Here is a 13,641-nt window from a genome sequence, read left to right as displayed (position 1 = left end):
GCGAAGAAGTCGGAGGTCATGCCCCTAATCAGCGGTCAGTCAGTGCCTCCGGGACCGGTGACACCACCCCCCGGATCATGGTCAACAAGGGGGGGGAAGTCATGCCGGTCCCGGAGGCCGGAAGCTCCGTTGCGGAGCCAACGAAAACGGTAATGGGGGGGGGAGTTCCGTCGGCCCGGTTCAGGGTTTCACAGTGGCGAGGGCGGGGCCTTCGGGGCGGACGGTGATGCCGTACACCGTCTTCGTGGGGAGCGCGGAGAACACCGGTGTGTGCACGGGCAGCAGGTGCTCCAGCAGGACGGTCGACTCGCGGAGCGCGAACTGCAGGCCGAGGCAGGCGCGCGGGCCGATGCCGAACGGGAAGTAGGCGCCCTGCTGGGCGGGGCGGTTGTCCGGGGTGCTGAAGCGCCGGGGGTCGAACTGCTCGGGCCGCGGCCAGAGTGCGGGGTCGCGGTGCGTGAGGTACGGGCAGACCAGCAGGTCGGTGCCGGCCTCGACTGCGAAGCCGGTGACGAGGTCGTTCCGGGTGGCGTGGCGGGGCAGCATCCAGGCGGACGGGTACAGCCGGAGCGTCTCGTGGACCAGGGCCTGGAAGGCCTGACGGCGCGCCTCCGAGCCTTCGCCACCGGCGGTGAGCGCTTCTTCGCGGGCGCCGGGGTTGCGGTCGAGGAGCAGGTGGAGCCAGGTCAGCGTGGTCGCGGTGGTCTCGTGCCCGGCCGCGAGCAGGGTGACCAGCTCGTCGCGGATCAACTGGTCGGTGTACTCGGGGCGTTCGGTGCCGGCGCCGGTCAGGACGTGCAGCAGGCCAGGCCCGTCAGGGCCGGCCGTGCCGCTGCGGGCGGTGTCGATGGCGTGCCGGGCCAGCGCGTCGATCCGGTCGAGGTCGGCGGCCACCGTGTCCCGGGCGTCGGCGGCGTCGGCGGGCAGCGTCGGCAGGGCCTCCGCGACAGCGGCCACCGAGGTCAGTACGCCCGCGGTCGAGTCGTCGAGCGGATACCCCGTGAGGGAGCGCCAGATGGCGTCCAGCGCGAACCGGCGCATCTCGTGCCCGACGTCGAAGGTCTCCCCGGTACGGGCGTACGCCTCCCAGCGCGCGGCGGTGGTGCGGGCGGCCCCGGTGATCCGGTGCTCGTAGCGGCGCATCCCGGGGCCGGTGAACTGGGACTGCAGCAGGCGGCGTTGCCGCTTCCACGCGTCACCTGTGGCGGCGAGGACACCGTCGCCGACCAGCAGACGGGCCCGGTGGGAACGCTTGACGTACAGGTCCGCGTGCTGGGCCAGGACGTGCTGGACCGCCTGCGGGTCGGTCACGAGAACGGTGCGGGCCGACCCGTTGCGGAACGCGGCCACACCGCCGCACCGCTCGCGCACCCGGGCCAGCAGCTCGACCAGTTGGCCGCCCTCGGCGCGCCACCGCTCCACGAGTTCCGGCTCGGCCTCCGGGACCGGCCGCCCCTCCGGGTGGGGGTGACGACGGGACGCGTCGGCCGTATCGGTGTCGGTGTCCATGCTTCGCCTCCAGGTCGACTGCAGGGCGCGGCGGGCGCGGCGGGCGCTGGCGGAGAGCGCCGGGCCCTTCCACACGGAATGTACGGGCTCGGGCACGGTCGGTGAAACCACGCCTCGTTGCCCCCTCGCGCTGCGGGCGGTACCCCGTTCGTCACCCCGCTTTGCTCTGCCGTACCGCCCGGCGGTTAGTTTGTGGGGCAGGAAAGGTACGCAGGCCCGTGGCGGCAGAGATGCACGGGGGACAGAGAGGTCGGAAAGAGTGTCGCTGCGCGGAGGTGACCCGGCCGAGATCGGCGGCTATCTGCTGGAGGCGCGGCTCGGTTCGGGCGGCATGGGCACCGTCTTCCTGGCCCGTACGGATTCGGGGCGGCCCGTCGCGATCAAGCTGATCCATCAGCAGTTCGCGGGGGACGACGAGTTCCGCATCCGCTTCCGGCAGGAGGTGGCGGCGGCGAGGCGGGTGAGCGGCGCGTTCACCGCCGCCGTGGTCGACGCAGCCCCGGAGGCCGAACAGCCGTGGATGGCGACGACCTACATCGAGGGGCACACGCTCGCCCAGCGCATCGCCGCGAAGGGCCCGCTGAGCGGCGCGGAGCTGCGCACGCTCGCCATCGGCCTGGCGGAGGCGCTGCGCGACATCCACCGCGCGGGAGTCGTCCACCGCGATCTGAAGCCCTCGAACGTCGTGCTCTCGCCCGAGGGTCCGCGCGTCATCGACTTCGGCATCTCGCGCGCGGCGGACCAGCAGACGCTGACGATGACGGGGCGGGTCATAGGGACGCCGCCCTTCATGTCGCCGGAGCAGTTGCAGGCGCCGCGTGGTGTGGGGCCGCGGTCCGACGTCTTCTCACTGGGGACGCTGCTGGTGTACGCGGCGACGGGACAAGGGCCCTTCGACGCGGACAGCCCGTACATGACGGCCTACCAAGTGGTGCACGAGGAGCCGTCGTTGGGTTCCGTGCCGACGGCCCTGCGTGCGGTCGTCGAGTCGTGCCTGGAGAAGGAGCCCGACGGGCGTCCCTCGGCGGACGAACTCCTCGTACGGCTGCGGGACTTGCCCACCGACCTCGGCGGGACCGAAGCGGACGGGGCCGGGGGCGGCGCGGGCCGCACCCGCGACATGGACACCCAGCACCACCTCGCGACGCGGGACACCCCGCCGCCGAGCACCCCGACCAGCGCCCCGGCCGGTGCCCTGACCAGCGCCCCGACCACCGTCCCTCCCGGGCTCGACACGGAGAGCACCGGCACCCTCATCGGCCGCCGCCTGCGCCGCCGATGGCGTCCCGTGCTCGCCGCCGCGCTCGCGGTGGCGGCGATCGGCGGCGGGGTCGCCGCGGTGACGGCCGGCGGCTTCGGGGGAGACGACAACGGCGAGAAGGGCAACAGCGTCGCGGCGCCCGGTGCCGCACTTCCGGGCGGCTTCCGGCCCTGGCACAGGACCGTGCAGGGAGGCCGCGAGGACATCCCCGACGAACTGCGCTGCGTCGCGCGCGGCGACGCGCTGTTCTGCGGGGGCGGCGGAGTCGTCGCGACCCGCATCAAGGCGTCCGACGGCTCGCGGGTGTGGACGCAGAAGAGTCAGGGCGTCCCCGTCCAGGGCATGCACCTGGTGGGCGCCACCGACGACACCGTGCTCGGGTACCGCTTCGCCCCCGAGAACGCCCCGCAGGGCCCCACCGGCGAGGTGGTGGCCATCGACGCGGACAAGGGCCGGGAGCTGTGGTCCGTGCCGTCCGGCGCGCAGTCCACGGCCGTCACGGGCCGGACGCAGGACGCCGTGGTCGTCGGTTCCGCCGTCGTGACCGTCGACGCCTCCCACTCCCGCTTCGAGGCCCGGGACGCACACAGCGGCAAGACCGCCTGGAAGACGCCGTTCCCCGCGGGCAGGCGGTGCGCTCCCGTCCCGGTGGGCGCACGGCTGTACGCGATGTGTGCGACGGACGCGGAGATGGACGCCTCAGAGGTGCGCAACCCCGCCCTGTACGCGGTCGACCGGGCATCGGGGCGGCTGGGCAGGCCCGTCGGGCTCAAGGGGCCCGCCGTGCCGATGGGCGTCGCCAACGGCAGGCTCGTACTCCTCCAGGCGCACATGGAGGGAACGGCGCTGGCCGGCTACGACGGGGTCGCACGGTTCGACCCGGTCACGCGGAAGGTCACGTACGCCCGGCTGCCGAAGACGTACGCGGGAACGCCCGGGATGACGGGCGGCACCGTCTACGTGAGCGGGCAGACCGGACTCGTCACGGCGCTCGACCCCGCGACCGGCCGGAAGAAGTGGTCGCGGCAGACGAGCGTGGAGGGCGCGTCGGGGCCCGTGGCGGGAGCCGGGGCGCTGTACCTCAGCTCGGCCACCGGCCGGGTGGTCGCGCTGTCGCCGCACGACGGCAAACCCCTGTGGACGACGGATCCGCAGGCCGAGGGCTTTACGGGCGAGCAGGGTGCGAGCCCGCGGGTGACCGTCGCGGGGCGTGCGGTGATCGTGGCCGCGGCGAAGAACACCCTCTTCGCCTTCGACGCGCAGAAGCCGCCGAAGTCGGGCTGACCCCGGCGGCGGCGTCCTGAAGGGGTCCGATTCGTCCCCCCATATGACTGAGTGGGCGATTAGCCGGGCAGCGGTCGTGGGGAAGGTGTGAGCAGCCGAATCCGCTCCTTGTCCCGAAGGGCAACGCCTTGCCAGGTCCTCCTCACATGTGGCCGTGCTGCAACTCCCGGGCACGCACTGCCCTTCCGCTCGGGACCGGCCTCCCGCTCGGGACTGCCTTTCCGGTCAGGACCGGCCTCCCGGTCGGGGCTGCCCTTCCGGTCAGGGCCGTCCTTCCGGTCAGGACCGTCCGATGATCCTCGACCGCCGGACCCTGCTCACCACCGCTGCCCTGACCGCCTCCGCCACGCTTCTCCCGGCCGGCGCGGCCACCACCGCCACGCAGGTGCCCACACTCGTGTCCCCCGGCCTGCCGCTCAAGTACGGAGTGCTCGGCGACAGCATCACCGGCCGTGGCAGCTTCGCCTCCCACGACACCAGGCCGTGGACGTCCCTGCTGCAGGTCCGGCTGGCGAAGACCTGGCAGGTCACGCGCGTCAGCGGCGCAACCTCCAGGGACGAGCAGGGCGTGACGTGCCTGGGGACCGTGGACACCGTCCCCTTCGGGTGCGACCTGGTCGTGGTAGGCCTCGGCTCCAACGACTGCCTCGCACAGCGCGACGGCAGGTACGTCTACACGCCCGAGGACACCTACGCCGCCGCCCGAACCCTGTTCACGGCGGTGGCCGCCGCGAACCCGGACGCGGTCGTCGTCGGCCTCGGCGTATGGGGCGACAGCACCCTCCCATGGGCCGTGGACGGCTCCGCGCACTCGGTCTCCAGGGTGGAGTGCTGGGACGAGCTCATCGGGGAGGCGTGCGCGGAGAACGGCGGCATCCCCGTTCCCTGCGCCGACCTCTACCGCCGCCCCGCCAACCGGCTGCCGGCGGGCCGCCCCGCGTTCGGCGGCTACACCACGGACGGCTACCACCCGAACGACGCCGGGCACGAGGCGATCTACCGGCGGGTGGCGCAACGGCTGCGGCTGCCGTGACCCGTCAGGTCCCGAGAAGCCGGTCCTCGCACCAGGACACCGCGTCGTCCCGGGTGGGGAAGGCCGTCCAGCGGCCGGGGTGGCCGTCGGCTGCGTCCAGGAACGGCTTCTGGGCGGCGACGGCGATCTGATGGCCCTGCTGTTCCAGGTCCGCCAGGGTGACGGCGAGCATCGCGGCGGGCCCGGGGCTGATCGCGGTGACCGCCGTGAGGTCCAGGACGATCCAGCCGGGTGTGGCGGGTGCGGTCCGTACCACGGTGCTCAGGAGCTGTTCGGTCTCGGTGAACTCCAGATCGCCCTGGGCCGCGACGGCGACGATGCGCTGCCGGTCGCGGTCCAGGACCGCGGCCTGCTCCGGACTGCGGGCAAGGGCAGACCGTGGCCCCTTCGTGATGCCGGTGATGGTGGACGTCAGGCGCGTCGGCGTATGCATGAGGTGCAGCGCGAACTGTCGCGACATCTCGGTGAGGGCCGCCACGCCCCGTACGGAGTTGCCCTCCGAGTCCAGCGGAGGGCTGTAGACCGCGACGCCGAACCGGCCGGGGCCGGCCGCGATCAACCCGCCGGCGACGCCGCTCTTGGCCGGCAGGCCGACGTTGAGCAGCCACTTCCCTGCGCCGTCGTACATGCCGCAGGTGGCCATCACCGCCAGGGTCCGCTCCGCGACGTCCTGGGTCACGACGCGTTCGCCCGAGACCGGGTTCAGCCCGCCCTTGGCCAGGGTCGCGGCCATGACCGCCAGGTCGGATGCGGTGACCCGGACGGAGCACTGACGGAAGTAGGCACCGGTCACGGCGTAGGGGTCGCCTTCCAGCGATCCGGCCGAGCGCATGAGATAGGCCAGCGCGCGGTTGCGGTCGCCGGTGGCGGCCTCGGAGGCGTACACGTCCTCGTCGTAGTCCAGGCGGCGGCCGGCGAACGCCGACAGCCAGTCCAGGATGCGGGCGGACCTGGCCGCCGGGTCGGCAGCCCTGACCAGGGCGGTGGTGGCGATCGCGCCGGCGTTGACCATCGGGTTGGCCGGCCGGCCGGTGACCGGCTCCAGGCTGATGGCGTTGAAGGCTTCGCCGCTGGGCTCGGCGTCGACGTGCCTGAGCATCTCGTCGGGCCCCAGATCGGTCAGGGCCAGGGCGTAGACGAAGGGTTTGGAGACCGACTGGATGGTGAAGGGGGTGTCGGCCTTCCCGGCCTGGTACCGGTGGCCGGCCATGCTGGTGATCGCGATCCCGAAGTCGTCCGGGTCGGCCCGGGCGAGCTCCGGGATGTAGTCGGCGACTTCGCCGCTCTTCAGCGCGCCGAACCGCTCGTGGAACTCCTTGAGGGTCTCCGTCACCGGATCCATGGAAATCACGCCTTCTGTTCCCGCTCCACGGTCCTGGTGTGGGCTAGCGGCCGTACCCGGACCGTAGGCACGGCCCGTCGGCCGACGCAGCCGGAAGTACCCCGAACAGGTGCCTGCGCCGCCCGCCGCGAGGGCCTCGGCATCGGCCCCGCTCGGCAAGGCGGCGGCCGGCGCGGACAGCGTGGCGCAGACGTGTTTGCGCCGGCGGCTTCTCAGCGGCTCCGGGGAGGTCAGACGAAGACGCTCCGGCTGCCGGTCGTGCCGTACGTCTCACCCGGGTTGATCACATGGTCGACGCCTCCCGTGCAGCCGGCTCCCGACCACACCACCACGACCTGGTCCGTCTGGTTGGAGACGGTGGACGGCGCGAAGTCGCCGAGCGCGAAGCAGCCGCTCGGCTCCCGGACGGCCACCGAGTCGATGTACAGGAATCCGTGGGCCGCGTACGCGTTCCCCGGAACTGCGAGGGCGAGCGTCGCAGCCGCCACGCAAGTCCCGAGAACCCTCGCCATGCGTCGCATCATGCGCATACCTCTTTCAGTGTCGCGGGCCGCGATGACGCAGGCCCCTCTGACAACTGAACGTAGATCGCACGTCACTCAATGCCGCGTGTCCGGTCGGGAGTTGCCGACCCTGTGGGCCAGACGTGGGGCCCTGCCGACTCGAAGGGGTTCTGGCGGCGGCGAGGTTGACGTCCCTGGTTCTGCCCGATATGCGCAGTCCGGCCCCCGCCCCGGGTCGCGAGAGCCTCGCCCGTCGCCCGCAACCCGACAGGGGCCGGGGTTCAGTGCACCGGGAAGCCGAAGGAGCGGCCCTGCTTCTTGAGTGCGGGGAGGAGCCGGCGCAGGGCCTCGACGGTCTGGGTGCGGTCGCCGCCCGCGTCGTGGAAGAGGAGTGTCGGTCCGCCCGGCAGCTCCCGCTGGACGGTGGCGACGATGGCGTCCGTACCCGGACGCTCGAAGTCCTTGCTGTCCACGTTCCAGCCCAGCGGACGCATGCCCCGGTCGGCCGCGAGCTTGCGGCTGTAGGGGGTGAACGCCCCGCCGGGTGCCCGGTAGTACATCGGCCGTACGCCCCCGGACGCCTCGGTGATCATGCGCTCGGCGTCGAGGATCTGCTGCGACTGGTAGGCCTGGGACTTCTTGTCCATGGTGGTGTTGTGAGCCACCGAGTGGTCGCACAGCCGGTGCCCGGCAGCGACCACCTTCTTCACGAGCTCCGGGTGGGCCTGCGCCTGCGTCCCCACCATGCAGAACGTGGCCTTCGCCCCGTACTCCCGCAGCAGGTCGAGGACTTGGGGGGTCCACACGGGGTCGGGTCCGTCGTCGATGGTGAGGTTGACGCCACGCGTCCCCTCCTCCGAGGCGTGCGCGATGGTCGTCGAGACCGGCTTGACGGCACCGTCCCGGGCGGCCGGTGCGTTCGCCTGTGGCGACGGGGCGGCCTCGGTACCGGCCTGCGCGGTCCACACCGAGGCGCCGGCGGCGAGCAACGTCACCCCGAGCGCCGCCCCGACCACCTTGCCGTACCGTCCCCGCCCGCCGTCGTACCGCGCCATGTCCGCCCCTTTTCTCAGTTCCTCGCCGGTCCCCGGCCCCCGGTGACCGTGGGACCACTTGGCAGGACGAGGCGTGGCGGTCAGGGGATGCGTCCGTTACCGATCACGGACAATTCCGAAGAAGTTCGCGGACAACTCGGCGCGGGCGGCGCACCTGCCGGCCACCTACCCCGCCAACTGGGCCTGCCACGGATGCCCGGGGTGCACGAGCTCCAGCCAACCGCTGAGGGCCTCCCGGCGTGCCCGGCCCAGCAGCGGCAGCACCCCGTCGAAGTCCGCCTGGTCCTTGGACCGCAGCGCCTTCGCCTTGAACAGCAGCACCAACTCCGGCACCAGGTAGGGAATGCCGTCCGCGGTCCGCTCGACGACCGCGCCGTACGGCAGCCGTACGCTCGTGTCCCGTCGGCAGATCCACGTCCCGCCCTCGTGCGGCTCGCGGAATACGTCGAAGAGGAACTGGCCGCTTTCCGGGTCCCGGAACCAGGTCTGATGCGTGGCCGCCAGCGCCTCGCCTCCCGCCCCCGCCCAGACCCGCCCCGAACCCACCGCGTCACACGCGTACTCGGGGAAGCGCTCGCGAATCTCGGGGAAGCCCGCCGCGGGCACCGCGATCTCCAGGTCTCCGTGCGGTCGCGATTGTTCCCCGCGGAAGAGGTCCAGCGCCCACCCCGCCGCGATGCACCAGGGCGCCTCCACCCCGTCCAACCGCTCCGCGAGGTGCCCCGGGTGCCAGGCGTTCGCCCAGCGGGCATCCAGTTCGTCCACATCGAGCACAGCGCCACCGGGCGGCAGGGAGTCGGGCATCGGCACAGCCTACTGTCCGTCAATTGCACTAGCGCAATGATGTCTTGAATCTAGATCAATCCTTGGTTACGTTACGGCCCATGCCCGCAAAGACACCGCAGCCCCTCACGCTCACCGGCCGCCACGTGCGCCTCGAACCGCTCACCGAGCAGCACCTCGGCGACCTCTTCCTGGCGGGCGGCCGGGACGAGGAGGTCTGGCGGTGGCAGGGCGGACCCGCCCCGCAGACCGAGGACGAACTGGCGGAGCGGCTCCGCGCCGTGCTGGAGGAGGCCGGTCGCGGGGAGTCCGTCGCGTTCGCGGTCGTCCATCTGGAGAGCGGCCGGGCCGTCGGCTGGACCACGTACATGGACATCGCCGTGGAGGACGAACGGCTGGAGATCGGCTGGACCTGGTACGGACGCGCGTACTGGCGCACCGCCGTCAACACGGAGTGCAAGCTCCTCCTGCTCGGTCACGCCTTCGAGGACCTCGGCATGGGGCGCGTGCAGCTCAAGACGGACCACATGAACGAGCGCTCCCAGGCGGCCATCGCCCGCCTCGGCGCCCGGCGCGAGGGTGTGCTGCGCCGGCACCGCCGCCGCCCGGACGGCACGTGGCGCGACTCCGTGTACTTCTCGCTGCTCGCCGACGAATGGCCCGGGGCGAAGGAGCGCCTCACCGCGCGGATCCGGCCGTGACCGGGCCGGATCCCGTCTTCCGTACGCAAAGGTCTTCCGTACGCAAGGGTGGGCGCGAGCACGCGCAGGTGCCGGTCACGCCCCCGCGAGCAGCGGGTCGAACGGGGTGGTGCGCCGACGGCCCGACATGAAGGTCAGGAATTCCCTCACGAAGGCGCTACGGGTGTACGTCGCGCCCTCGGCACCGCAGAGGTCGCGGCGGAACGCGGTGCGGAACAGGGTGCGGTACTCGTCCGCGTCGATCTGCCGGTTGCCGTTCTTGTCGGTGACGTCGAAGAGGGTCTCGGCGACTCTGATGAGAGCGGGTCCTGCCAGGCGGGGAGCCGCGGAGGCGTACTCCTGGGCGCTGATGCTGCCGTCGCCGTCGCTGTCGAGGGCGCTCTGGAGTTCGCGCCACCAGTCTGCGAAGGCGTGGTAGAGCCTGGTCTCCTCGGGTTCGTCCAGGTCGAGGCGGCTCGCCAGTTCCCGGGCCATGGCGGCGAGGTCGGGCCAGTCCAGGCAGCCGTTGCCGGTCTGGTCCAGTACGTCCCTGAAGAACCCCTCCGCGTCCTGCCGGTGGACCGAGGCGGCGGCCGACCCGGTCGTGCGGGCGACGGGGTCGTCCTGGGCGGGCAGAGGGGTGATGAGCCTGAGCAGGGCCCCGGCGCGCTTCATCCTGGCGTGCAGGGCGGCGAGGGTCCGGGCGCGCGGGTCGTCGCTGTCGGGAGACAGGGCGAGGAGGTCGATGACGGCGTCCGGCCGGATCCAGCCCGCGGGCAGGAACCGGGTCAGGCCGACGGCCAGGTAGGCGCCCTGCATCAGGGTCTGGGCGCCGGGCATCTCGGGCAGCCCCGCACGGCGGCGGAAGGACTCGGGCAGAGAAGCCACCGCGATCGCCCCCACGACCGGCCCGGCGACGGCGCGGCCGGTCGCCCACAGGGTGGGAAACCCGCTCAGGAGAGGCGGAGCGGGGAGGTGGTCGAAGAGCTTGTACAGGATGACGCGCATCGCCTCCGTGTTCTCCAGCTCCTCCTCCACCATCCTGTCGTAGTACCGCCAGAACTCGGGGAGAGAGTCGGGCAGTTGGCCGGGCTCGTCTCCCATGGTCGCGAGCACGCCCCGGAATCCGGCGTACAGCTCCTCCATGAACGCCTGGTCCAGGGGCTGCCCGCTCAACCGGTACATGGTGACGGAGCTTTCGTACAGCGTCGCCACCACCCAGGCGCGTGCACCGGGGTCCATCGCGTCGTAGGGGCGGTGGTGGGGGTCGGTCCCCTTCATCCGCTCGTGCATGCGGTTCAGCCGGGCCGCTTCCCTGTCGCGTGCCTGCTCATCGGCTCCGATCATGCGCTGCATGCTCAGGAAGGTGTTGCGCAGGCGCCGCCAGGGGTGGGCGACGAACGTGGAGTTGTCGATGAGGGCCGCCCCGATCTTCGGGTGCGCGGCCTCCAGCACCGTCGCCCGGACCATGGCGAGCGCCCAGCGGGGGTCGTCGAAGAACGCGCGGAACCGGGACTCCGGGGTGGACAAGGTCTCGCGCCCGGCATCGGCGCCGGTCGGTCGGGGCCGTTCGGCGTCGCCGGGTGCGTCACCGGGTGTGTCGCCGTCGGGGCGAGTGGGGTTCGAGGTGGTCACGGTCGGGATGCTCCGTTCTCGTCCGGCAGTGGCAGCACGCCGCCGAAGCGGCGCTTGCGGTGCCGGTATTCGTGCAGGCACTCAAGGAAGTGGGGGGCGCGGAAGTCGGGCCACAGGACGGCCGGGAAGACCCATTCCGCGTAAGCGACCTGCCAGAGCATGAAGTTGGAGATCCGCTGCTCCCCCGAAGTGCGGATCACCAGGTCCACATCGGGCGTGTCCGGGTACGGCAGGTGGCTGGCGAAGGTCTGCTCGGTGACCGCGCCGGGGGGCGTTCCACTGCGGAGCAGCGAGCGCGCGGCCTCGACGATGTCTCTCCGGCCGCCGTGGTCGAAGGCGACGGTCAGCGTCATGCCCCGGTTGTCTGCGGTCAGCGTCATCAGGTCGGCGAAGTCCCGGGCCAGGGCCGGGGGAATGCGCGGGTCGCTCACGCCGAGGAAGCGGCAGCGGATGCCGCGGGCGTGCAGGAGCAGCGCGTGCTTGCGCACCACACGCCGTACCAGATGCATCAGGAAGTCGATTTCGCCGCTCGGCCGGCCCCAGTTCTCGGTGGAGAACGCGTACAGGCTCAACCACCCCACTCCGGCCGCCCGCGCGGCCTCGATGACGTCGATCACGGTCGCCTCCGCGGCGCTGTGCCCGGAAGTGCGCGGCAGCGACCGCAGTTGGGCCCATCGGCCGTTGCCGTCCATGACGCAGGCGACGTGTCGCGGAGCGCCGTCGCTCTCCCCCTCGCCCTGACGGGGGAGAGTGCCCGGGAGCGGGGAGGGCCCGTCGACTGTCTGCTGCATGCTCGTGCCTTCTCTCCTGGCACCAGGGGGGCGGCGCGCTGCGTCGCCGGGGCGGCACAGCGCCGTGGTGCGCTGATCTGATCAATGCGAGCAGTGTGTCACCGTTCCGACACGTGGAGTGCCCGATGATCCGCGGAATCACTCTGCGGAATCACCCTTGGGACGCCCCTGCGAATCAATTCCGGCCCCGCCGGAGGGAATTCCCGCTGATCAGGCGGTGCTGCCCGGTCGGAGGCCGGCGCGGTGCCGGGCCGTCGCGGCCTCGGCGTGACGGCCCAGCTGCTCGGCCAGGCGTGCCTGAGTGAGCCAGTTGTACGGGCACGAGGGGCGCAGGGAGATGCGCTCGCTGAGCAACGTGCGCGCCAGGTCGGTGTGTCGGGAGCGGAGCGCCGCCTCAAGGAGGGTCTTGTGCAGGGCGTCCCGCTGGGCGTGACTGCCACCGAACTCGGCGAACCGGTGCCGGAGCGGAAGCAGGAGGCCGACCACGGCCTCGTAGCGGCCTGTTCCGAAGGCGATGAGCGCGTCGCACACGGGCAGGCCGATGTCGGCGGTCATGGCACGGTTCGACGCCTTCGGCCCGTTCGAGGCCCTTGGCCCGTTCGGCCCGTTCGGCGCCTTCGGCCCGGAGGGCTCCCCAGCTGTTTCGAGCCATCGGCGGCGGTCGGCGACCAGTCGCTCGGCATCGGAGACGCGGCCCGCACCCACGTATGCCATCACGATGTGGGCGTCGTTGAACGCGTAGTGCGGACCGTCCGCACGCCGGGCCCATGCCTGTGCGAGCCGGTTCCAGCGCGCCGGCTGGTCCTCGCCCGCGAGAAGCAGCCGCCACAGGAGGGCCGAGGCGTCCAGGAGTTGCATGGCGAGCCCGTCGGCGTCGGCCCCTGGTGCGTCCGCGTCGGTCCCGGGCGGATGGATCGAGGCGTCGTAGATGTCCAGGACGCGGTCGGTGTCTCCCGTCTCCATGGCGAACAGCGCGTAGTGCCACCAGTTGTGCACGTTCAGGAAGTTTCCGGTCGACCAGTCGGCGACGCGTGCGTCGAGGAAGCGGATCCCGTCGGTGAAGCGCCCCCGCATCTCGAAGGTGTGCGTCACGCCGTGCACACCCCAGACATCACGGGGGTTGCGGGCCAGGGCTTCCATGCCCGCTTCCTCCGCCTGCTCGTAGTGGCCCGATTCCTCCAGCCCGAAGGCGTACATCCCCTTCAGGGGGCCGTAGTGCGGATCCGCTTCGTCCCAGGCGCCGAGCGCGCCGCCGATCCGGTCGCGAAGGCGCCCCGCGTCGCCCGTGAGGAAGTCGAGCTGGTGGCCCGCCGCCAGGGCCAGCGCGTCCTGGGGCCAGCCGATCGACAACTCGCCGAGCAACCGGGCCGCTCCACGGAGGTCGCCGTCGAGGCAGGCCCCGGCCGCAGCCAGGTGCAGCCGCTCCCGGGGAGTGGTCCGTGCCTCGTCGAGTGCGGCACGGAAACGGGCGAAGGGGGCGCGGGCCGCGAGGGAATCCGCCTCTTCCGTACCGAGGACGGCCAGGTAGGCGTGGAGCGCGTGCCCCATCGGGGACCCGGGGGAGGCGCTCAGGACGTCCGCCGCCCGGTCGGCGACGTCCGGACGGAAGAACAGCAGGGAATCCAGGGCCTGTTCGTAGTGCTCGGCGGCGTCACGGCCCGTGTCGCTCAGGGTGAGTCGGTGCCGGTCCACTGTCATCGGGGGCTCCCAAGGGTTCTGGAGATGTGGGGACAAGGCCGCGCCGGGCAGGGCGGTGACTCAAGCC

The 13,641-nt window shown here is 72.1% G+C and carries 11 protein-coding genes; 3 read left to right on the top strand and 8 right to left on the bottom strand.

Going from position 1 to position 13,641, the window contains the following annotated elements:
• Window positions 1-180: 180 nt before the first annotated feature.
• On the bottom strand, window positions 181-1,509 hold the full coding sequence (locus tag ACWGIG_RS28535; RefSeq protein ID WP_453324558.1) for a cytochrome P450: 1,329 nt from the start codon (window positions 1,507-1,509) through the stop codon (window positions 181-183).
• Window positions 1,510-1,768: 259 nt separating this feature from the next.
• Here ACWGIG_RS28535 and ACWGIG_RS28530 point away from each other — a divergent pair, with 259 nt between their 5' ends.
• Together ACWGIG_RS28530 and ACWGIG_RS28525 are read left to right on the top strand one after the other, a co-directional pair.
• The gene (locus ACWGIG_RS28530) at window positions 1,769-4,054 is read left to right on the top strand and encodes a serine/threonine-protein kinase (RefSeq protein WP_453324557.1); all 2,286 of its coding nucleotides are present in this window, start codon (window positions 1,769-1,771) and stop codon (window positions 4,052-4,054) included.
• A 292-nt stretch (window positions 4,055-4,346) separates the two neighbouring features.
• A complete protein-coding gene (locus ACWGIG_RS28525; RefSeq protein WP_453324556.1) occupies window positions 4,347-5,087 on the top strand; it encodes an SGNH/GDSL hydrolase family protein in 741 nt (246 codons plus the stop codon).
• Between the two features lie 4 nt (window positions 5,088-5,091).
• Here the strand turns inward: ACWGIG_RS28525 and glsA are convergent, their stop codons facing one another.
• The 4 genes from glsA to ACWGIG_RS28505 form a co-directional block, all read right to left on the bottom strand.
• Complete coding sequence (gene glsA / locus ACWGIG_RS28520; protein ID WP_453324555.1) at window positions 5,092-6,429, bottom strand: glutaminase A; 1,338 nt, start codon at window positions 6,427-6,429, stop codon at window positions 5,092-5,094.
• A 230-nt stretch (window positions 6,430-6,659) separates the two neighbouring features.
• Window positions 6,660-6,941 carry a hypothetical protein gene (locus ACWGIG_RS28515; protein ID WP_453324554.1) on the bottom strand — a complete coding sequence of 94 codons (282 nt, stop codon included), beginning with the start codon at window positions 6,939-6,941 and terminating at the stop codon, window positions 6,660-6,662.
• Between the two features lie 272 nt (window positions 6,942-7,213).
• Window positions 7,214-7,987: a polysaccharide deacetylase family protein gene (locus tag ACWGIG_RS28510; protein ID WP_453324553.1), complete on the bottom strand. Its 774-nt coding sequence runs from the start codon at window positions 7,985-7,987 to the stop codon at window positions 7,214-7,216.
• 165 nt (window positions 7,988-8,152) lie between these two features.
• On the bottom strand, window positions 8,153-8,791 hold the full coding sequence (locus tag ACWGIG_RS28505; protein ID WP_453324552.1) for a nucleotidyltransferase domain-containing protein: 639 nt from the start codon (window positions 8,789-8,791) through the stop codon (window positions 8,153-8,155).
• 80 nt (window positions 8,792-8,871) lie between these two features.
• On the opposite strand from ACWGIG_RS28505, the gene ACWGIG_RS28500 reads away from it, so the two are divergent.
• The gene (locus ACWGIG_RS28500; RefSeq protein ID WP_453324551.1) at window positions 8,872-9,471 is read left to right on the top strand and encodes a GNAT family N-acetyltransferase; all 600 of its coding nucleotides are present in this window, start codon (window positions 8,872-8,874) and stop codon (window positions 9,469-9,471) included.
• Window positions 9,472-9,546: 75 nt separating this feature from the next.
• Here ACWGIG_RS28500 and ACWGIG_RS28495 read toward each other — a convergent pair whose 3' ends face one another.
• The 3 genes from ACWGIG_RS28495 to ACWGIG_RS28485 all read right to left on the bottom strand — a co-directional run bounded on the left by ACWGIG_RS28495 (window position 9,547) and on the right by ACWGIG_RS28485 (window position 13,574).
• The gene (locus tag ACWGIG_RS28495) at window positions 9,547-10,980 is read right to left on the bottom strand and encodes an oxygenase MpaB family protein (RefSeq protein WP_453324559.1); all 1,434 of its coding nucleotides are present in this window, start codon (window positions 10,978-10,980) and stop codon (window positions 9,547-9,549) included.
• Between the two features lie 101 nt (window positions 10,981-11,081).
• On the bottom strand, window positions 11,082-11,876 hold the full coding sequence (gene uppS / locus ACWGIG_RS28490) for a polyprenyl diphosphate synthase (protein WP_453324550.1): 795 nt from the start codon (window positions 11,874-11,876) through the stop codon (window positions 11,082-11,084).
• Window positions 11,877-12,086: 210 nt separating this feature from the next.
• Window positions 12,087-13,574, bottom strand: coding sequence for a tetratricopeptide repeat protein (locus ACWGIG_RS28485; RefSeq protein WP_453324549.1), 1,488 nt, complete (start codon window positions 13,572-13,574; stop codon window positions 12,087-12,089).
• Between the last annotated feature and the right edge of the window lie 67 nt (window positions 13,575-13,641).

This window comes from Streptomyces sp. NPDC054863, from assembly GCF_053610825.1.
Note: the sequence above shows the minus strand (reverse complement) of the source record. Positions and strands in the feature narration are given on the sequence as shown.